The organism is Curtobacterium sp. AC273 (genome assembly GCF_979253735.1).
In genome coordinates, this window is record NZ_CEEDDU010000003.1 from 1 (window position 1) to 17,867 (window position 17,867).

At 70.9% G+C, this 17,867-nt stretch carries 20 protein-coding genes and 9 pseudogenes; 3 read left to right on the forward strand and 26 right to left on the reverse strand.

What is annotated here, in order from left to right:
• Positions 1–84 precede the first annotated feature (84 nt).
• Entirely contained in the window at positions 85–216 is a 132-nt protein-coding gene (locus ACZ8AI_RS04585) for an NAD(P)-dependent oxidoreductase (RefSeq protein WP_464856891.1), read from the reverse strand.
• Positions 216–863, reverse strand: a complete 648-nt coding sequence (locus tag ACZ8AI_RS04590; protein WP_464856893.1) for an NAD-binding protein — start codon at positions 861–863, stop codon at positions 216–218. Before ACZ8AI_RS04590 ends, ACZ8AI_RS04585 begins: the two co-directional genes overlap by 1 nt.
• Positions 864–1,069: 206 nt before the next feature.
• On the opposite strand from ACZ8AI_RS04590, the gene ACZ8AI_RS04595 reads away from it, so the two are divergent.
• On the forward strand, positions 1,070–1,297 hold the full coding sequence (locus tag ACZ8AI_RS04595; RefSeq protein ID WP_464856895.1) for a hypothetical protein: 228 nt from the start codon (positions 1,070–1,072) through the stop codon (positions 1,295–1,297).
• 23 nt (positions 1,298–1,320) lie between these two features.
• Entirely contained in the window at positions 1,321–1,611 is a 291-nt protein-coding gene (locus ACZ8AI_RS04600) for a hypothetical protein (RefSeq protein ID WP_464856897.1), read from the forward strand.
• A 320-nt stretch (positions 1,612–1,931) separates the two neighbouring features.
• Here ACZ8AI_RS04600 and ACZ8AI_RS04605 read toward each other — a convergent pair whose 3' ends face one another.
• The 18 genes and pseudogenes from ACZ8AI_RS04605 to ACZ8AI_RS04690 all read right to left on the reverse strand — a co-directional run bounded on the left by ACZ8AI_RS04605 (position 1,932) and on the right by ACZ8AI_RS04690 (position 12,695).
• Entirely contained in the window at positions 1,932–2,651 is a 720-nt protein-coding gene (locus ACZ8AI_RS04605; protein WP_464857187.1) for an ATP-binding cassette domain-containing protein, read from the reverse strand.
• 442 nt (positions 2,652–3,093) lie between these two features.
• A pseudogene (locus tag ACZ8AI_RS04610) lies at positions 3,094–3,297 on the reverse strand (glutathione ABC transporter ATP-binding protein); the annotation flags it as partial.
• Between the two features lie 49 nt (positions 3,298–3,346).
• Positions 3,347–3,508 carry an ATP-binding cassette domain-containing protein gene (locus ACZ8AI_RS04615; protein WP_464856899.1) on the reverse strand — a complete coding sequence of 54 codons (162 nt, stop codon included), beginning with the start codon at positions 3,506–3,508 and terminating at the stop codon, positions 3,347–3,349.
• A 127-nt stretch (positions 3,509–3,635) separates the two neighbouring features.
• Positions 3,636–4,629 (reverse strand): annotated as a pseudogene (locus ACZ8AI_RS04620) (ABC transporter permease).
• A gap of 15 nt (positions 4,630–4,644) precedes the next feature.
• Positions 4,645–5,658, reverse strand: a pseudogene (locus ACZ8AI_RS04625) (ABC transporter permease); the annotation flags it as partial.
• 289 nt (positions 5,659–5,947) lie between these two features.
• Positions 5,948–6,313 (reverse strand): hypothetical protein, encoded by a 366-nt coding sequence (locus ACZ8AI_RS04630; protein ID WP_464856901.1) that lies wholly within the window; start codon positions 6,311–6,313, stop codon positions 5,948–5,950.
• On the reverse strand, positions 6,310–6,972 hold the full coding sequence (locus ACZ8AI_RS04635) for an ABC transporter substrate-binding protein (RefSeq protein ID WP_464856903.1): 663 nt from the start codon (positions 6,970–6,972) through the stop codon (positions 6,310–6,312). Before ACZ8AI_RS04635 ends, ACZ8AI_RS04630 begins: the two co-directional genes overlap by 4 nt.
• A 102-nt stretch (positions 6,973–7,074) precedes the next feature.
• Positions 7,075–7,398 (reverse strand): hypothetical protein, encoded by a 324-nt coding sequence (locus tag ACZ8AI_RS04640; protein WP_464856905.1) that lies wholly within the window; start codon positions 7,396–7,398, stop codon positions 7,075–7,077.
• 875 nt (positions 7,399–8,273) lie between these two features.
• Entirely contained in the window at positions 8,274–8,693 is a 420-nt protein-coding gene (locus ACZ8AI_RS04645) for a hypothetical protein (RefSeq protein ID WP_464856907.1), read from the reverse strand.
• 7 nt (positions 8,694–8,700) lie between these two features.
• Complete coding sequence (locus ACZ8AI_RS04650; protein ID WP_464856909.1) at positions 8,701–8,940, reverse strand: hypothetical protein; 240 nt, start codon at positions 8,938–8,940, stop codon at positions 8,701–8,703.
• Between the two features lie 115 nt (positions 8,941–9,055).
• A complete protein-coding gene (locus ACZ8AI_RS04655) occupies positions 9,056–9,388 on the reverse strand; it encodes a toprim domain-containing protein (protein WP_464856911.1) in 333 nt (110 codons plus the stop codon).
• Entirely contained in the window at positions 9,388–9,537 is a 150-nt protein-coding gene (locus ACZ8AI_RS04660) for a hypothetical protein (RefSeq protein WP_464857189.1), read from the reverse strand. Before ACZ8AI_RS04660 ends, ACZ8AI_RS04655 begins: the two co-directional genes overlap by 1 nt.
• Positions 9,513–9,758 (reverse strand): annotated as a pseudogene (locus tag ACZ8AI_RS04665) (hypothetical protein); the annotation flags it as partial. The gene ACZ8AI_RS04660 and the pseudogene ACZ8AI_RS04665, both read right to left, overlap by 25 nt.
• A gap of 85 nt (positions 9,759–9,843) precedes the next feature.
• Complete coding sequence (locus ACZ8AI_RS04670; RefSeq protein ID WP_464856913.1) at positions 9,844–10,119, reverse strand: CHC2 zinc finger domain-containing protein; 276 nt, start codon at positions 10,117–10,119, stop codon at positions 9,844–9,846.
• Between the two features lie 574 nt (positions 10,120–10,693).
• Entirely contained in the window at positions 10,694–11,320 is a 627-nt protein-coding gene (locus ACZ8AI_RS04675) for a hypothetical protein (RefSeq protein ID WP_464856915.1), read from the reverse strand.
• A gap of 36 nt (positions 11,321–11,356) precedes the next feature.
• Positions 11,357–11,524 (reverse strand): hypothetical protein, encoded by a 168-nt coding sequence (locus ACZ8AI_RS04680; RefSeq protein ID WP_464856917.1) that lies wholly within the window; start codon positions 11,522–11,524, stop codon positions 11,357–11,359.
• A gap of 98 nt (positions 11,525–11,622) precedes the next feature.
• Positions 11,623–12,243, reverse strand: a complete 621-nt coding sequence (locus ACZ8AI_RS04685; protein ID WP_464856919.1) for a tRNA-dihydrouridine synthase — start codon at positions 12,241–12,243, stop codon at positions 11,623–11,625.
• On the reverse strand, positions 12,240–12,695 hold the full coding sequence (locus ACZ8AI_RS04690; RefSeq protein WP_464856921.1) for a tRNA-dihydrouridine synthase: 456 nt from the start codon (positions 12,693–12,695) through the stop codon (positions 12,240–12,242). Before ACZ8AI_RS04690 ends, ACZ8AI_RS04685 begins: the two co-directional genes overlap by 4 nt.
• A gap of 45 nt (positions 12,696–12,740) precedes the next feature.
• Here ACZ8AI_RS04690 and ACZ8AI_RS04695 point away from each other — a divergent pair.
• A pseudogene (locus tag ACZ8AI_RS04695) lies at positions 12,741–13,221 on the forward strand (aminoacyl-tRNA deacylase).
• On the opposite strand, the gene ACZ8AI_RS04700 reads toward ACZ8AI_RS04695, so the two are convergent.
• The 6 genes and pseudogenes from ACZ8AI_RS04700 to recO (ACZ8AI_RS04725) all read right to left on the reverse strand — a co-directional run.
• A complete protein-coding gene (locus ACZ8AI_RS04700; RefSeq protein WP_464856923.1) occupies positions 13,218–13,421 on the reverse strand; it encodes a hypothetical protein in 204 nt (67 codons plus the stop codon). The pseudogene ACZ8AI_RS04695 and the gene ACZ8AI_RS04700 overlap by 4 nt on opposite strands.
• Positions 13,418–14,164, reverse strand: a pseudogene (locus ACZ8AI_RS04705) (DsbA family oxidoreductase). The gene ACZ8AI_RS04700 and the pseudogene ACZ8AI_RS04705 overlap by 4 nt, the downstream one beginning before the upstream one ends.
• Positions 14,165–14,323: 159 nt before the next feature.
• Positions 14,324–15,714, reverse strand: a pseudogene (locus tag ACZ8AI_RS04710) (glycine--tRNA ligase).
• A gap of 108 nt (positions 15,715–15,822) precedes the next feature.
• Positions 15,823–16,628, reverse strand: a pseudogene (locus tag ACZ8AI_RS04715) (isoprenyl transferase).
• Complete coding sequence (gene recO, locus ACZ8AI_RS04720) at positions 16,625–17,329, reverse strand: DNA repair protein RecO (protein ID WP_464857191.1); 705 nt, start codon at positions 17,327–17,329, stop codon at positions 16,625–16,627. The pseudogene ACZ8AI_RS04715 and the gene recO (ACZ8AI_RS04720) overlap by 4 nt, the downstream one beginning before the upstream one ends.
• Positions 17,315–17,706, reverse strand: a pseudogene (gene recO, locus ACZ8AI_RS04725) (DNA repair protein RecO); the annotation flags it as partial. The pseudogene recO (ACZ8AI_RS04725) and the gene recO (ACZ8AI_RS04720), both read right to left, overlap by 15 nt.
• Positions 17,707–17,867: the final 161 nt, after the last annotated feature.

Consider the following 17,867-nt stretch of genomic DNA (forward strand, 5'->3'; position numbering starts at 1 on the left):
CGCTGGTTCGGTTACCCCTCAGATGCAGGTGTTTAACCGTTTTCGCATTTATCGTGAAACGCTTTCGCGTTTTCGTGCGCCGCTTCAAACCAGCGCATCCGTGTCGACAAACCCACCGCGGGCGATGTTCACCAGGCGCGCCGATGGCTTCATGAGCGCGAACTGGCGCGGACCGAACAGCTTGGCGGTGCCGGAGGTCATCGCCGCGGCGATCATCACGACGTCGGCGTCCGGCAGGACCTCGTCGAGCTGGTCCGTCGCACCGTCCGGTCCGCGCCCTCGACCGGGGGACGCCGAGCGACGGCCACCGTGACGGAGACCTCGAACGGCGCGAGCAGCCGGATGTACTCGAGTGCGATGCCGCCGGCGCCGATCACGACGACGTTCCGGCCGTAGAGCGAGACGCCCTCGGGCTCGGTCGCCCACGAGCGGGCGCGGGCACGCTTCTGCAACACCCGCAGTGTGCCGAGGGTCAGCGCGGGCGTGCTCGGCGACGGGCTCGGCGTACGCACCGCTTGGCGGAGGTGAACAGCACGCGGTCGCCGTGCGCCGCGATGAGGTCGGCGAAGGCGTCGACCCCGGCGAACGGCAGCTGCACCCAGCCGACGCCCGGCGTCGTGTCGAGGGCCTCCGCGAGGGCCGGATGGGTCGCGAGGTCGAGCCGAGCCGCAGATGTCCGCGTCCAGCGGGGCGACGGTCCCCCCGGCGTCGGTGACGGCCTGCACGTGCAGCTCCGCCGCGGTGGGCAGGATCGCCACCGGTCCGGCGGTCGGCGGGGCGATCGGCAGCGCCGCCCCGGCATCGGTCACGACGGCACGGTGCCCACGGGCACCCGCACCGTTCCCCACGACGGACGTGCTCACGCGTTCTCCTGACCGGTCGGTTCGGGGGCCGGTCCCGCGGGACACCGGGCGGCGGGGCGCCGATGAAGCGGCGCGGAGCGGCAGCGACCGCGGGGCGGCGCTTCACCGGACGTGCCGCGGTGGCGGCGAGCGTCTTCACGTAGGGGTCGACGGGGTTGTCGAGTACCTCGTCCAGGGTGCCGAGGCCGACGAGTCGGCTCTCGGCCATGATCGCGACCCGGTCGGCGAGGGCGCGGGCCTCGCGGAGGTCGCTCGACACGACGACGGCGGAGGAGCTTGGCAGTTCCGCTGCAGGGTCGCAGTGCCTCGAGCACCGCTGCCGGACGAGCGTCGACGCCGCGAGCGGGTTCGTCGGCGACCAGGAGCTGCGGCTCGAGCACGAGCGCCCGGGCCAGGGCGACGCGCTGTCGCTGCCGCTGGAGAATACGTGTTGAGGCGCATCACCCCCGAGCGGCAGGTGCACGGCGTCGACCAGGCGCGCGACGATGAGCCCGGCTTCCTTCCGGTCGAACCGGCAGTCGCGGGCGTAGATCAGTTCGGCGATCGCTTCGCCGACGGTGAGGTCGGGGCTGAGCCGGTCCGCGCCGTCCTGCGGCAGGTACCGATGCGGCCGGTGAGCCGCTCGGCCTTCGCGACGTCGGCCGCAGGCTCCGGGTCGCACCTGCCCGAGCACGGTCAGTTCGCCCCCGACGATGTGGCGGCGGTGGGCGCCCTCGCCCCCTCGCCGGCGACCCCGAGCTGTCCATGACGGCAGCGGCAGGCGTCGACTTGCCGGACCCGGACTCGCCGAGCACGGCGAGGATCTCCTGGCGGGCCGTCAGGCTCACGCCGTCGACGGCCCGGATCGCGTCCGTCCCCCGTCCGCTCCGGTACTCGATCGACACGTCGTCTGCGACGACCGCCCGGTCCGTTCACCGCGATCATGGGTCCCCTTCCGCGCCGCCCCCTGGCGCGGGTTCGCGACGGACCGGTGGGAACCCGTCCGTCGTGCGTGGTGCGGTGGAGGTGACCGCCTGGAGGCGCGGCGCGTCGACGGCCTGGCGCACCTCCAGAGATGGTCGCGTCGGGTCAGGACCCGGCGTTCTCCAGTTCGACCAGCGTACGCCGTCGCTCCGCCTGTTCCGCCGGGTCCGGGACCGGCAGGGAGGCCAGGAGCCGCTGCGTGTAGGGGTGCTGCGGTGCGCCGAGGACCTCGGCCGTGGTGCCGTCTCCACCAGGTCGCCGCGGTACAGCACGGCGATCGGTCGGAGAGCGCGCCCACGACGGCGAGGTCGTGGCTGATGAACAGCGACGCGAACCCGAGGTCCTGCTGGAGCTCGAGGAACAGTTCGAGCACCCGCCGCGCCTGCACGGACACGTCGAGCGCGCTCGTCGGTTCGTCGGCGATGAGGGCTTCGGACGGAGCGCCATCGAGCGCGCGAGCGAGGCGCGCTGTCGCTGGCCGCCGGAGAGTTCGTGCAGGTAGCGGTCGCCGTACGCCGCGGGCGGCTGCACCATCTCGAGCAGCTCGCCGACGCGCTTGCGGGCCGCGCGGGCTGGACGACTCGTGCGACCAGCGGCTCCGCGACGCACTCCGCGATGGTGAGCAGCGGGTTGAACGAGGTCGCCGGGTCCTGGAAGACCGAACCCGATGTCCTTGCGGTGCCGCTTGAAGTCGCGCTCCTTGTAGCCGAGCATCTCGGTGCCGAGCACCTCGAGGGAGCCCCCGGTGATCCGGGTGAGTCCGGCGATCGCGCGGCCGATGGTGGTCTTGCCCGGCCGGACTCCCCACCAGACCGAGGACCTCACCGGGGCGGATGGCGAGGTCGACGCCCTTCACGGCCTTGAACGCGTGCGCACCGAGGCGGCCCGGGTACTCGATCTCGAGGCCGGTCGCCCGGACGAGCAGTTCGACGTCCTCGGTGATCGCGGCGCGCCGGGCGGTGCCGGTCGAGGCCTCGAGCCGGGGCACGGCGGCGAGCAGGCGCTTCGTGTAGTCGGCCTGCGGCGCGAACAGCTGCGCGACCGGGGCCTCTTCGACGACCTCGCCCTGGTACATCACGGCGACGCGGTCGGCCAGGTCGGCGACCACGCCCATGTTGTGCGTGATGATCACGATCGCGGCGCCGAACTCGTCGCGGCAGCGGCGGAGCAGGTCGAGGATCTCCGCCTGCACCGTCACGTCGAGGGCCGTGGTCGGCTCGTCGGCGATGACGCTCGGCTCGAGCGCGAGGGCGCTCGCATTGACCACGCGCTGCTTCTGCCCACCGGAGAACTGGTGCAGGTAGTGGTCGACGCGGGTCTCGGGGTCGGGGATGCCGACACGACGGGTGATGATCGCCTTCGCGCGGGCTTCCTTTCGGGAGACGCCGCCGTGCGCCCGGAGGCCCTCGGCGATCTGCCACCCGACCGTGAAGACCGGGTTGAGGGCGGTGCTCGGTTCCTGGAACACCATGTGGCTCCTGCCGTGCCGCGCTGCTGCGGAGCTTCTGCGCGCCGATCGGCTAGCACGTCCGTGCCGTCGAGGTAGACGGCACCCCCGAGCGTCGCGGTCTCCGGCATGAGCCGGAGCTGCTCCGGGCCGTGACCTGGGACTTGCCGGAACCGGACTCGCCGACCAGGGCGAGGACCTCGCCCGGCCGGACGTCGAGGCTGACGCCCTTCACCGCGTCGACGGCGCCGCCGTCGGTCGCGAAGGTGACGGTCAGGTCGTCGACGACGGCGACCGGTTCGGTGGTGGTGTCGCCTGCCTGGAGGCGCGCGTGGTGGCGCCCGGCTGGCCGGTTGCGTCCGTCATGCGGTCGCCCCTTCCGTGCTGCTGGCCTGCTTGCGGGACACCAGCTGCTTCAAGCGCCGGCGAGCACGCAGACGCGGGTCCGAGATGTCGTTGAGGCTCTCGCCGATGAACGTGACACCGAGGACGAGCACCACGATCGCGACACCCGCAGTAGTACCGGTCCACCAGACACCGGACGCGACGTCGGACAGCGCGCGGCTGAGGTCGTATCCCACTCCGCACCGCTGGTCGGGCCGATGCCGAAGCCCAGGAAGCCGAGGCCCGCGAGGGTCAGGATCGCGGTCGCTCGCGTTGAGCGTCAGGATCAGCGGCAGGAGCGCGTCGAGTTCCGGCAGGACGTGGCGCGTCATGATCCGCCACGGGTTCGTGCCGAGCACGCGGGCGGACTCGACGAACGCCTCGTTCTTCAGGCGCACGGCCTCGGCACGGACGACCCGGAAGTACTGCGGGACGTACACGACCGTGATCGAGATCGCCGCGGCGATGATGCCGCCGGCGTAGCTCGAGTTGCCGCCCGAGATGACGATCGAGACGACGATCGCGAGGAGCAGCGACGGGAACGCGTAGATCGCGTCCGCGACCACGACGAGGACCCGGTCGAGCCAGCCGCCGAGGTAGCCGGACACCATGCCGAGCAGGACGCCGACGATGATCGACACGACGACGGCCACGATGACCGAGGACCGCGGTGCGGGCGCCGTAGACGACGCGGCTGAACACGTCGAAGCCACCGACCGTGGTGCCCCAGATGTGGGTCGCGCTCGGCTCGCCGGTGCGCGGGAAGCTGACGCCGTCCGCGCCCTGGAGCTGGCCGAAGCCGTACGGGGCGATGAGCGGCGCTGCCACCGCGACGATGATGTAGAGGGCGCAGATGACCACGCCGGTGATGAGCATGGCGCGCTGCCAGCCGGTGCTCCGGCGCAGCTGGACCACGACGGGCAGCCGCTTCCAGAGCGGCTCGTGGCGGTCGACGAGGGAGGTGTCAGCCATCTCTAGAACCTCACTCGGGTCGATGAGGGCGGCGACGACGTCGACGACGAAGTTCGTCACCGCGACGATGACCGCGAGCATCGCGACGATGCCCTGGACCGCGACGAAGTCGCGGGCCGACAGGTACTGGTTGAGCTCGAAGCCGAGCCCGCGCCACCCGAAGGTGGTCTCGGTGAGCACCGACCCACCCAGCAGCATGGCGATCTGCAGCCCCATCACGGTGATGATCGGGACCAGCGCCGGACGGAAGGCGTGCGTCCGGACGAGCCGCGCCTCCCGGACGCCGCGCGAGCGGGCCGCGTCCACGTACTCGGAACCGAGCGAACCGATCATGTTGGCGCGCACCAGCCGCAGGAAGATGCCGGCGGTGAGCAGACCGAGCGTCAGCGCGGGCAGCACCGCGTGCGCGAGCACGTCGGTGATGATCTCGGCGTTGCCGGTGCGGAGCGCGTCGATGATGTAGATGCCCGTCGCACCGGGGATCCGGTCGAGGACGAGCTCCACCTCGGGTGGACGCACGGTCGCCCAGCGGGAGCCAGCCGAGCCACACCGAGAAGACGAGCTTGAGCAGCAGACCGCCGAAGAACACCGGCGTCGCGTACGTCAGGATCGCGAGCGCCCGGAACAGCACGTCCGGCCACTTGTCGCGCACGTAGCGCGCGGCGAGCATGCCGAGCGGGATGCCGAGCACGAGGGCGACGATGAGCGCGTAGAACACGAGCTCGGCGGTCGCGCCGCCGTACGTGACGATGATCTCGGTGATCGGGCGGTTGTCCGTCGAGGTCGTGCCGAAGTCGCCGCGGAGGATGTTGCCGGTACTCGAGTACTGCACGAACACGGGACGGTCGTACCCGGCCGCGTGCAGGCGTTCCTGGCTGGTCCGGGGTGAGCCGGCCGCCGACCGACGCCGTGATCGGGTTCCCGATGACGCGCATCAGGAAGGCGAGCGTCACCAGGATGAAGACGGTCGGGAAGATGAGGGAGGAATAAGGCGAAGACGTACCGGCCGAGTCCGCCGCCGCTGCTCTTGGCACTGCGTTGTACTGTGGCTTGGTCGGATCGGCGCGATTCACGTCCTGCGTCGCCTCAGGGGTGCTGAGGTCACGGTGTGGGGTGCCTTTCGAGAGGACGTGGCCAGGGGGCGTTCTTCGTGAGAACGCCCTGGCTCCTCCGTTCGGTGTGTGGTGCTGCTGACTACTTCGAGAGCGTGGCGTACCGGAACTTGAACGAGGCGTCGAGCTTCAGGCCCTTGACGTCCTTGTTCGCGGCCGCGACCGACTTGCCCTGCAGGAGCGGCAGGGTCGAGATCTGCTCGGCCTCACGCTGCTGGGCCTGCTCGATGAAGATCAGCGCGCTTGTCGAAGGTCCGACTCCGCCTGCTCCTTGGCGATGAAGTCCTGGATGACCGCGTCGTCGTAGTGGTTCTGCACGAAGTTCTCCTTCGTGAAGAACGGCGACAGGTAGTTGTCGGCGTCGAGAAGTCCGGGAACCAGCCGAGCTGGTACTCGGAGTAGGCGTCCTTCGTGCGCTCCTGGGCGTAGGTCGTGTAGACCGTCGACTGGATGTTCACGGTGAACAGGCCCGACTTCTCGAGCTGCGTCTTCAGCAGTGCGTACTCGTCGGCCAGCGCCGAACCGTAGTGGTCCGGGGCGTACTGGATGTTGAGCTCGATCTTGCCCGTCACGCCGGCGTCGGCGGTCTTCTTCGCCTTGTCGAGGTCCGGGGCGCCGTCACCGTCGCCGTAGAGCGACTTGAACGGCGTCGCGGCACCATTGAGCCGTCCAGCACCATCGAGTACAGCGGCGTGAAGGTGTCGTTGTAGACCTCCTTCGCGAGTGCGTCACGGTCGACGACGTCCGCGACCACCTGGCGCACCGCGAGGGCCTTCGCCGTGTCGGCGTCGGACTTGCCGGTGCCGGCCGGCTGCATCTTGAAGTTGAAGACGACGTAGCGGATCTCGCCGCCGGGGCCGTCCGTCACGTTCAGGGAGTCGTCCTTGCGGAGGTCGATGTCCGTCGGCGTCAGCGAGCGGTACGCCACGTCGACGTCGCCCTTCTGCACGGCGAGCTTGAGGTCGGTCATCGCCGTTACGCCCAGTAATTCATAGTCGCATAGATCCCGGTCTTCGCCTTGCCGAGGAGCCCGTCGTGCTTCTTGTTCACCTTGGATGAGCTGGTTCTCCTTGTACGAGGTGATCTCGTACTGCCCGGCGAACGCCTTGCCCTTGACGATGTCGTCGGCGCTGGGCTTGTCGGCGCTGAAGACGTCCTCGTCGACGATCGGACCGGCGGGGCTCGAGAGCACCTGCAGCCAGGTCTGGTCGGCGTGGTCGAGGTTGAACACGACGGTGAGGGTGATGGTCGGCGTGTCGTGCTCTTGAGGTTGGCGAGCAACGACTGCGGGCCGTTCTCGTTGTTGATCTTGAGCTCGCGCTCGAACGAGGCTTCACGTCGCTCGGCGGCAGGCAGGTTCCGTTCGCGAGCTCAGGCCCTTCTTGAGCGTCACCGTGTAGGTGGTGTCGTTCGTGAACTCGCCCTTGGTCGCGATGTCCGGCTTGACGTCCGGACTGCCGACGGGGGTGTTCATCGGGAACGGGAACACCTGGTTCTGCACGGCGAAGGAGCCGTTGTCGTACGAGCCGGCCAGGTCGGCGACCGCGACCTTGTCCGTCGTCCCGATGCTCAGGCCGTTCAGGTCGGTGTCGCTCACGCTGCCGCCCGCGCAGCCGGTGAACACCAACGCCGTCGCTGCTGCCCCGGCGCCGAGCACGATGCCGCGCTGGCTAACATGTGCTTCTTGAACACGGATGCCATGTTCGATGCCTCTCTCGGTGGTGAATGCAAGGGCCCCGGCCGAGTGAGGATCGTCTGTGTGCCCGGCCAAGAACGCTCATTGCTACCACCCTGTCACGGAATGCAACAAACCCGGCGCGATTTGTTTACACCGCTGTAATGCACGAGTGCGTCGTGTGGCGCATCATCGTGCGGTTCGGCGGCGCGTCGCGCACGATTGTTGCGTGGTGCAACCTGGGTGGCCCCTGGGGCGTGGGCCGGGGCCGCCGGCCGCAGGCGCGGCCAGGCGGAGCAGGCCGGGCAGGGCGCGGGTCGGGCACGGACACGTGCGGGCGTGCGCGCGGGTGGGGGCGCGGGCGCGGGCGGGTTCGGGCGTGCGGGGGCGGGCACGTGCAGGCGTGCGGGCGCAGGTCCGGGCGCGGGCACGGGCACGTGCAGGCGTGCAGACGCAGGGCGCGGGGCGCGGGCGCAGTGCAGATCGCACTTCGACAGGGTTCGGCACCGGCGATCGGCGCCGAGAACTGCGATCTCGGCAGCGCTGAGCGCGCCCGAGCAGGCCCAGTCCGTCACGCTCGGCGCCCTCCGGCAGGCGCCCGACGGCGTGTTCCGCCCACTCGACGCCGTGCCGATGGCGGTGTCGTGCGAGATGCTGAGGTTCCCGATCGCTGGCGCGAGATCGCACTTCGGCGAGTTGGAGCCGGCGATCGGCGCGATGAGATCCGCTTCGACGAAGGGTTCGGCACAGGCGATGGGCGCCAGGTGCGATCTCGGCGGCGGGCAGAGCCGGGCGCGCCGGGCGCGCGAGCTAGGCCCGCGAGCCGAGGCGCCCATTGCGCCCGAGCAGGTCTGCCCCTAGGAAGCGGCCTCGGCGTCGGCGCGGAGCCGCATCCGCTGGGCATCGATGTCGACGAGCTGCCGCTGGATCTCGGCGACGAGTCGGCCTGCTCGTTCGGGTCCGCCCGCTGCAACTGCCCGAGCAACGAGGCCTTCCGGGCCAGCAGGTCCCGTTCCACGAGCGCGACGACAATGCTCCGCGCGTAGAGCGCCAGGTCCTCGTCGGTGCGGGCCGGGATCGGTGCGACGCGAGCTCCTGCACCGAGCCACGGAACGGCGTCGGCACGTCCAGCAGCAGGCGGTCAGGCAGTCCCCCGCACCGACGGCGTCGACGTTCGCCACGACCGCGTCGCGCACGACCGAGAGCATCGGTGCCGAGAACGTGGCCGACGCGGCGAGGCCGAGGAGCAGGACCCCGACGTGCCCCGGCTGCTGCACATCGCCATCACGGCGTCGCGCTCCATGCGGGTGATCGGGTCGTTCGGCAGGGCAGGGCCGCGATCGGCTCTTCTGGAGGGGCAGCCAGCTCGCCACCGGGGCCGGCCTGCCCGACGGGCACCAGGCCTTGCTGTTCGGCCAGGCTCGTCGTGCCGCCCCCCGCAGCGCCGGCGCGCTGCCGGGCGTTCTCGACCGCGCGACGGACGTCGGGGATGTCCATGCCGAGCCAGCCGGCGAGTTCGCGCACGGCCTTCCTGGGTGGGCAGGCGGTCGCGGATGCCGGCGAGGACAGGTGCGGCAGCGCGCAGCGCGCTGGCCGACCTCGACGGTCTCGAGGTCGTGGCCGTCGAGCGTCCGGCGGATCATGAACTCGAGCATCGAGGCGCTTGTTCGTGACGAAGGCAGATGGCGTCGTCGCCCCCGAGCTTGAAGCCGAGGTCGCACGGGTCGAGTCCGCCGGCGCAGCCGCGACGGCACGTCTGGGCGGCGAACCGCTGTTCCTCGGCGAACGCGCGCGAGGCGGCGCGCTGGCCGGCGATCTCCGGGTCGAAGGTGAAGACGACCTCGCCGTTGGCGTTCGGGTCGGCCCGGCCAGGCTCGCCGAGCATCGGGCGCAGCACCTTGATGTGGTCGACGCCGAAGGAGGTGCCGCACGTGGCCACCGCCGTGGTGATGCCCGCGAGGTGACAGGCCATCACGTCGGTGTAGCCCTCGACGATGACGACCTGCTTCTGCTTCGAGATGTCGCGCAGGGCGAGGTCGAGCCGTAGAGCACCTGGCTCTTGTGGTAGATCAGGGTCTCCGGCGTGTTGAGGTACTTCAGGCCCTTGTCGTCGTCGAGCAGACGACGCGCGCCAGGCCGATGGTCGCCCCGGTGACGTCGCGGATCCGGCCCATCAGCCGCCCGCGGAACCGGTCGTAGGGCGACCGGTCGCCCTGCCAGCAGGCCGCGGCGGGATCTCGTCCATCGAGAACCCGCGGCCGCGGGTGCTCGCGCGTGGCGTCGGCCGACTGCGGCGCGAAGCCCACGCCGAAGTGCTGCGCCGCCGCGGGGTCGAACCCGCGCTCCCGAGGAACTGGCGGGCGGGCTCGGCCGCGGCGGTGGTGAAGCTGCGCCTGGTAGAAGGCGAGGCTGCCTCGTTCACGGCGATCAACCGCGCACGCTGGTTGTAGTCGGTGCGGGGACCGTCGCCCTCTTCGTAGTGGAGGTGAAGCCGATCTTCGCGGCCATCCGCTCGACCGCTTCTTGGAAGGTCGTGTGGTCCTGCTTGATGATGAACTCGAAGACGTCGCCGTCCTCGCCGCACCCGAAGCAGTGGTACCGGCCGACCTGTGGTCGCACGTGGAACGACGACCGCTCGTCGTGGAAGAACTGGTACCCAGGTGAACCGACCCCGGCGGACTTCAGGGTGACGTAGTCGCCCACGATGTCGGCGATGTTGACGCGCGCGCGGACCTCGTCGATGTCGTTCCGCGCGATCCTGCCAGCCACCCCCTCGATCTAGTTCGTGCAGTGACAGCGGCTGACCGAGCCGGACCCGGTCGAAGACCGCGATGTGGACGGCCTCGTGGTCGCCCACGACGAGGCGCTTGTGCCAGGCGAGTGCCCCCTGGTCGGTCAGGCTCGCGACCTGGTCCACCACGGCACGCCGTCCGGCGTCGTCGGACGCCGCACGCCAGTCGGCCACGAAGCCCGGCTCGAGGTCGGCGCTCCCGCTCGCGGCGAGGACGTCGAGCAGCTCGGTCAGGGATCACCAGCTGGTCCTCGTACACGGGCTGCCGGTCGCCCTGCGTCATGACGAACGCCGCGACGATGCCCTTGAGCACCGCGATCTCGCCGATGATCTCGGGCGGCGTGTCGACCGACGCGGCGAACCGGACGAGCGACCCGGACGCGTAGGACTCCCGCGTCGCGGTGGTGGCCGTCCGTGCGAAGCGCCCGATGAGCTGCGAGGTGAGGTTCTTCAGCCGCGCGGCGTGCAGGGAGCCGTCGTACGAGGTCATCCACAGCGGCAGGGACCGCAGCCGGTCGAAGGCCTCGAGCAGCTCGTCGCGGGAGAGGTCGGCCCGACCCAGGCGTGCATGGCGGACGATGTCGTTCTCGCCGACCCGGTCCCCCAGCGCGCGGCCACGTCGATGAAGCCCGCGACGACGGCGTCCTCGAAGTCGTGCACCGAGTACGCGATGTCGTCAGAGAGGTCCATGACCTGCGCCTCGATGCAGCGCTGCCGCCGGGGGGCGCCGGCGCGGAGCCACTCGAACGCGTCGTGGTCGTCGTCGTAGAAGCCGAACTTCGTGCGTCGGACGATGCCTCGGAGACGCCCTGCGCCGCCGGCCACGGGTACTTGCGGCTGGCGTCGAGGAAGGGCACGCGTGAGGTTCAGCCCGTAGGGACGGTCGCCGGATGCCCGGACCGCTGGCCGATGGCCCAGGCTCGAGCCGGAGGTGAGGAGCCGCAGCGTCTGCGCGTTCCCCTCGAACCCGCCGATGTCAGCCGCCCAGGCGTTCACGGCGGTCTCGCCGTTGTGCCGAACGGCGGGTGGCCGATGTCGTGCGCCAGGCGGGCGGTGTCGACGACGTCGGGGTCGAGCCCCCAGGGAGTCGGCGAGCTCGCGGCCGACCTGCACGTCCTCGAGCGAGTGCGTCGAGCAGTTCCGCGCCGATCAGAGCGCGTCGTCGGATTGCACCTGCGTCTTCGCGGCCAGGCGGCGGAGCGCGCTGGAGTGCAGCAGCCGGGCACGGTCGCGGGCGAAGTCGGAGCGGCGGTTGCCGTGCGTCTCGGGCAGCCAGCGCTCGGCGTCGGCGGGCCCGTACAGGCTCGTGGCGCTCATCCGCCGCTTGTGGTGCAGCTCGGCGGCGGCGAGGACCTTGCGGAACTCGCCGTCGACGTCGCAGGACTCGAGCCAGCGGTCGGGCAGCGCGGTGCGCTTCAGGTGCCCCGCACGGCCGCGGGGGCCCTCGTCGGCGCGGGTACGGCGCGTCGTGGTCGAGCTGCGCGAGCAGGTCGTCGATCTCCTGCAGGCTCGACGCCATCGCGAGCCCAGGACCGGACGTCGCTGCCGATCGGGTACCCCTTGAAGTACCACGCCACGTGCTTCCGGATGTCGCGGCAGCCGTGCTCCTCCGAGCCGAAGAACTCGACGAGCAGTTCGGCGTGCCGGCGGAAGCCGTCGGCGACCTCGCCGAGGGACGGCATGTAGCGGAGGCCCTCGCCCCGGAACGCCGCCGCGAGGTCGCCGAAGAGCCACGGCCGGCCGAGGGCACCCGCGCCCGGCGACGACGCCGTCCGCGCCGGTCTCGTCGACCATGCAGCGCGTCGGCGGCGGACCAGGATGTCGCCGTTGCCGAGGATCGGGATGTGGTGACGGTCTCCTCGGTCAGGGTGGCGATCGCCGACCAGTCGGCGTGCCCGGTGTAGTGCTCGTTCGCGGTAGGCGTGCAGCGAGACCGCCGCGACGCCGGCGTCACGCGCGATGCGGGCGGCGTCGGGGTAGGTGAGGTGGTCGCTGTCGATGCCCTTGCGCATCTTCACCGTGACCAGGGACGTCACCGGCGGCGCGCACTGGTCTTCGTGACGAGCTCCTTGAAGAGGTCGAGCTTCCAGGGCAGGGCGGCTCCCCCGCCCTTGCGCGCGTCACCTTCGGCTACCGGGCACCCGAAGTTCAGGTCGATGTGGTCGGCACGGTCCTCGCCGACCAGGATCGTCGCGGCCTCGGCCACCGTGTTCGGCTCGACGCCGTACAGCTGGATCGACCGCGGGTTCTCGGACTCGTGGTGCTGGATGAGCTGCATCGACACGGGCGTCCGTTCGACGAGCGCGCGCGAGGTGATCATCTCGCACACGTACAGGCCGGCGCCGTACTCGCGGCAGAGCCGGCGGTAGGCCATGTTCGTGATGCCCGCCATCGGCGCGAGACGACCGGCACGTCGACCTCGATGGGGCCGATGCGCAGGGGCTTCGCCGGACGGGTCGCCGTCCCGGGGTGCGTCAGTGATCGTCATACGTCTCCCATTCTCCCACGTCGGTGCTCGCCGGTGGTTCTCCCCATGACCATCGACGCCAGCACCAGGTTCGACGCCGACGCGACCGCTCGCGGGCTCCGGGTCGAGGTCGTCGCGCGGCCAGCAGCGGACTCCTGCACGGGGCCGCCGCGCTGCTCGGCATCGACCCCGGCGACATCGTGAAGACCCTGGTCGTCAAGCGGCACGACGGCGGCTTCCTGCTCGCACTGGTGCCCGGTGGCCGCAGCATCGCGTGGAAGAAGCTCCGCACCGTCGTCGGCGTCAACAAGCTCTCGATGCCCGACGCCGCCACCGCACTCAAGCCTCGGGCTACGAACGCGGCACGATCACGCCGATCGGTGTGACGGGCGACCTGCCGGTCTACGCCGACGAACGCATCACCGGTCGCCGCATCGCCCTCGGCGCCGGTCGACAGGGCGCCAGCGCGTTCGTCGACGCCGACGACCTCGTCGCCGCGTACGGCGCGACGGTCGCCGACATCACCGACGAGGAACCGGCCCGCTAGCACGGACCCCGTCGGCGCGGGTCGGCTCGGTCGGGGACCTCGCTCCAGTCGCCCTCCGCGCCGGGCACGAAGCACGAGTCACCGTCACAGACCGGCGCACCGCCGGGCGTGACGAGCGTGAGCAGGGCGGGGCGCACCTCCAGGGCGGTGTCGGACTGGAGGCGCGGCTCGGTCTGGCCGGCCAGGCGGACGTCCGTCATCGGGTCGCCTCCGCGTCGGCTGCCGCATCCTCGGCGGCACGCTGCTCGGCGTCCGCGACGTCCGACGGGGTCGTCTCGCGCAACGCGACCACCTGCGTGAGCACCTGCTCGAACGCCGAGGTCCTGCGCGCCGGAGACGCCGTACTTGCCGTCGATCACGAAGAACGGGACGCCGTTGATGCCGTACGCCTGCGCCTGGGCCTGGTCGTCGCGGACCGCCGCGAGCTGGGAGTCGTCGCGCAGCGTCGCGAGGACCTCGTCGCGGTCGAGGCCGACCTCGGCGGCGAGGTCCGCGAGCGACTCGTCCTGGCCGACGTGCTCGCCACGCTCGAAGTAGGCGGCGAAGAGCCGCTCGACCATCGCGAGCTGCTTGCCCTGCTGCTTGGCGAGGTGGATGACCTGGTGCGCCTTCACCGTGTTGGTGGTGCATCGACTCGAAGTCGTAGTCGAGGTCGACCGACGCGGCGATGGCGGTGACCTGGTCGAGCATCTGCTGCGCCTGGTCGACGGGCATGCCCTTGTGGCCGGAGAGGAACTCGGCCCTCGGTGCCCTCGAAGTCGACGGGGGTGTCCGGGCTCAGCTCGAAGGAGTGGTACTCGACCTGGACGGGGCGGGCGCTGTCCGTGGCGGCGAAGGCGGCGACGCCGGCCTCGAACTTCCGCTTGCCGATGTAGCACCAGGGGCAGGCGATGTCGGACCAGACATCGACCTTCACGGCGTCGTTGAGAGCACTGTCGTTCATGCTCGGTGCAACGCGCGTGTTGCGTGCCTATTCCGCCCGGTACGGTGCCGGCGCCGACCGCCGGCCGCCGGAGCCCGTATCGAACCAGAGAACCGACATCGAACCGGGCCTGCGCCCTGGTTCGATGTCGGTTCCGTGGTTCGAAGCGACCCTGCGCGCCTACGCGCCGAGCAGCCTCGCCGCCGAGTACCCCTGCAACTGGTCGAGCGCCACGCGCTCCTGCGACATCGTGTCGCGCTCGCGCACCGTGACGGCCTTGTCCTCGAGCGTGTCGAAGTCGACCGTGATGCAGAACGGCGTGCCGATCTCGTCGTGGCGACGGTAGCGACGGCCGATCGCACCGGCGTCGTCGAAGTCGACGTTCCAGTGCTTCCGCAGGTCGTCGGCGAGACCGCGGGCGACGGGCGAGAGCTGCTCGTTCCGCGACAGCGGCAGGACCGCGGCCTTGACCGGGGCCAGGCGTGGGTCGAGCCGCAGCACGGTGCGCTTGTCGACGCCGCCCTTCGCGTTGAGGGCCTCGTCCTCGTGGTAGGCGTCGAGCAGGAACGCCATGAGCGCACGCGTCAGGCCGAACGACGGCTCGGATCACGTACGGCACGTACTTCTCGTTCGCGGCCTGGTCGAAGTAGCGGAGGTCCTTGCCGGACGAGTCGATGTGGTTGTTGAGGTCGAAGTCGGTGCGGTTCGCGACCCCCATGAGCTCGCCCCACTCGGTGCCCGCGAAGCCGAAGCGGTACTCGATGTCGGCGGTGGCATCGGAGTAGTGCGCGCGCTCCCCGTCCGGCACGTCGAAGCGTCGCAGGTTCTCCGGGTCGATGCCGAGGTCGGTGAAGAATGCCACCGAGTCGGCGATCCACTGCTCGTAGTGCTCCTGCGCGGTGGCCGGCGGGACGAAGTACTCGATCTCCATCTGCTCGAACTCGCGGGTGCGGAAGATGAAGTTGCCGGGCGTGATCTCGTTGCGGAACGCCTTGCCGACCTGGCCGATGCCGAACAGGGGCTTCATGCGGCTGGTCGTGACGACCTGCGCGAAGTCGACGAAGATGCCCTGCGCGGTCTCGGGGCGGAGGAAGTTCAGGCCCTCCTCCGACTCGACCGGGCCGAGGTAGGTCTTGAGCATGCCGGAGAACTCGCGCGGCTCGGTCCACCGCCTGCGGGTGCCGCAGTTGGGGCAGGCGATCTCGGCCATGCCACCCTCGGGCGCGCGGTTCTTCTTCGCCTCGAACGCCCCGATGAGGTGGTCCTCGCGGAAGCGGTGGTGGCAGTGCAGGCACTCGACGAGCGGGTCGGTGAAGGTCGCGACGTGACCCGAGGCCTCCACACACCTTGCGGGGCAGGATCACGGCGGAGTCGAGGCCGACCTTCATGTCACCGCGGCCGCGGACGAACCGCTGCCACCACTGGCGCTTGATGTTCTCCTTGAGCTCCACACCGAGGGGCCTGTAGTCCCACGCGGAGCGGGATCCGCCGTAGATCTCCCCCGACTGGAAGACGAAGCCGCGGCCCTTGGCCAGGGCGATGACGCTGTCGAGACGGGAGGACTGTGCCAAGAGGAGCTCCAGAGATCGCCGAGCTGGGTGCTCGGTGCGGAAACGTACCGGGCAAGACTAGCGGGCATCGGCCTGGAGGCGCGGCTCGCCGCCGTCGGGCCGCCCGCCTCAGGCGGTGGGCGCGTCCACCGCCCCGCCGAACCGTCGGTCGCGGCGTGCGTACTGCTCGATCGCTCCCCACAGGTCGGTGCGACGGAAGTCCGGCCAGAGCCGGTCGAGGAACACCATCTCGGCGTACGCCGACTGCCACAGCATGAAGTTCGGACGTGCGCTGCTCCCCCGAGCTCCGCAGGAACAGGTCCACGTCGGGCAGCTCCGGCACGTACAGCCGCTTCGCCAGGGCCCTCTCGGTCACCTGGTTCGGCTTCAGGCGCCCCGCTGCCACGTCCTCGGCCACCTCCCGCACGGCGTCGACGATCTCGTTCCGGCCGCCGTAGTTGACGCACATCGTCAGCGTGCAGACGTCGTTGTCGGCGGTCATCCGCTCCGCGGTCTGCAGTTCGTCGATGACGCTCCGCCAGAGTCGTGGGCGGCGCCCGGCCCACCGGATCCGCGCCCCAGGCGTTCAGCTGGTCGCGGCGGCGGTGCAGGACCTCGCGGTTGAAGCCCATCAGGAAGCGGACCTCGTCGGGTGAGCGCTTCCAGTTCTCGGTGGAGAACGCGTACGCCGACACGTGCTTCACGCCGATCTGCACGGCCCCGGCGACGACGTCGAGCAACGAGGCCTCGCCCGCGCGGTGCCCCTCGACCCGGGTGAGCCCACGCTGGTTCGCCCACCGGCCGTTGCCGTCCATCACGATCGCGACGTGCTCGGGCACGAACTGCAGCGGGATCGCTGGCGGCTGCTCCCCCGTCCAGTCGACGGGCCGGAGCGGCTCGGACTCGGCGTACCGACGGGAGGCGCGCGGGCTCATGGCGGGGTTCCTTCGGACTCGGACGGGGCCTCGGTCGGCACCGACTCGGACGGGTCGGGCGCCGGCACGGCAGGGGCGGGGGTCGCTGCGACCGCGGCCGGGACGCCGCCGGGCGTCGGTGCGACGGTGGCGGGGTGCTCGGAGCGGTCGACGTGCGGCAACGACCGGAGTGATCGTTCCAGGTGCCACTGGGCGTACGCCGCCACCACGCCCGAGGCGCGTGAACGCGTCCGTTCGTCGGCGGCGTCGACCACGCGCCAGTCCCCGGCGAGGAGCGACCCGAGCAGGTGCAGCGTGTCCGGGTCGAGGCGCGGCGTTCCGGGGGGCGCGGCCCGGTCGGCGACCACCCCGCCGAGCTGCACGACGAACGCGGAGTGCGGCCCGGGGTCCCCGGTCACCGCGCAGTCACTGAAGGAGGGCGCCCACCCGGCGATGCTCATGGCGCGGAGCAGGTACGAGTCGAGCGTGGCGCTCGACACGTGCTCGCCGCGGGACAGGGACCGGAGCGCGCCGACGAGCAGCAGGTACTGCTGGAGCCCGGCGTCCGCTTCGCTCAGGCGGTCGGCGGTCTCGACCATCGCGCTGGCGGCGGTGTACGCCCCGTAGTCGGCGACGATCTGGGCGCCGTACGAGCCGAGCGACTCGGCCTGCGTGACGATGTCGAGCGAGCGCCCCTCGTAGAACTGGGCGTCGACGACCATGAAGGGCTCCAGCCGGGAGCCGAACTTCGACGCGGTCCGCCGCACACCTTCGCGACCGCCCGGATCTTGCCGTGCTGCCGGCTGAGCATGGTGACGATGCGGTCCGCTTCCCCGAGCTTGTGGGTGCGCAACACGACGCACTCGTCCCGGTACAGCGGCATCCCCCCAGTATCCCCCTCCGCACCGACACCCCGCGCCGCCCCGCCCCACGCGCCCGCCTGGTGGTTCCGGGCGTACTCGGTCGTTCCAGGCGTACTCGGTCGTTCCGGGCGTACTCGGTCGTTCCGGGCGTACTCGGTCGTTCCGGGCGTACTCGGTCGTTCCGGGCGTACTCGGTCGATTCTTCCCACCACGTACGCCCCGATTCCACCACCCATCGCACCCGTTCTGGGAAGGAACGGGCACGGACGCGACGCGACCAGGCCGGGAGGCGCGGTGCGCGTCCGACCCGCACCGCGCCTCCAGGCCGTGGACGCGTCCAGTGCACGCGATCGCACCCCCACACGAACATCGCGCCCCCTGGTGAGGGGGCGCGATG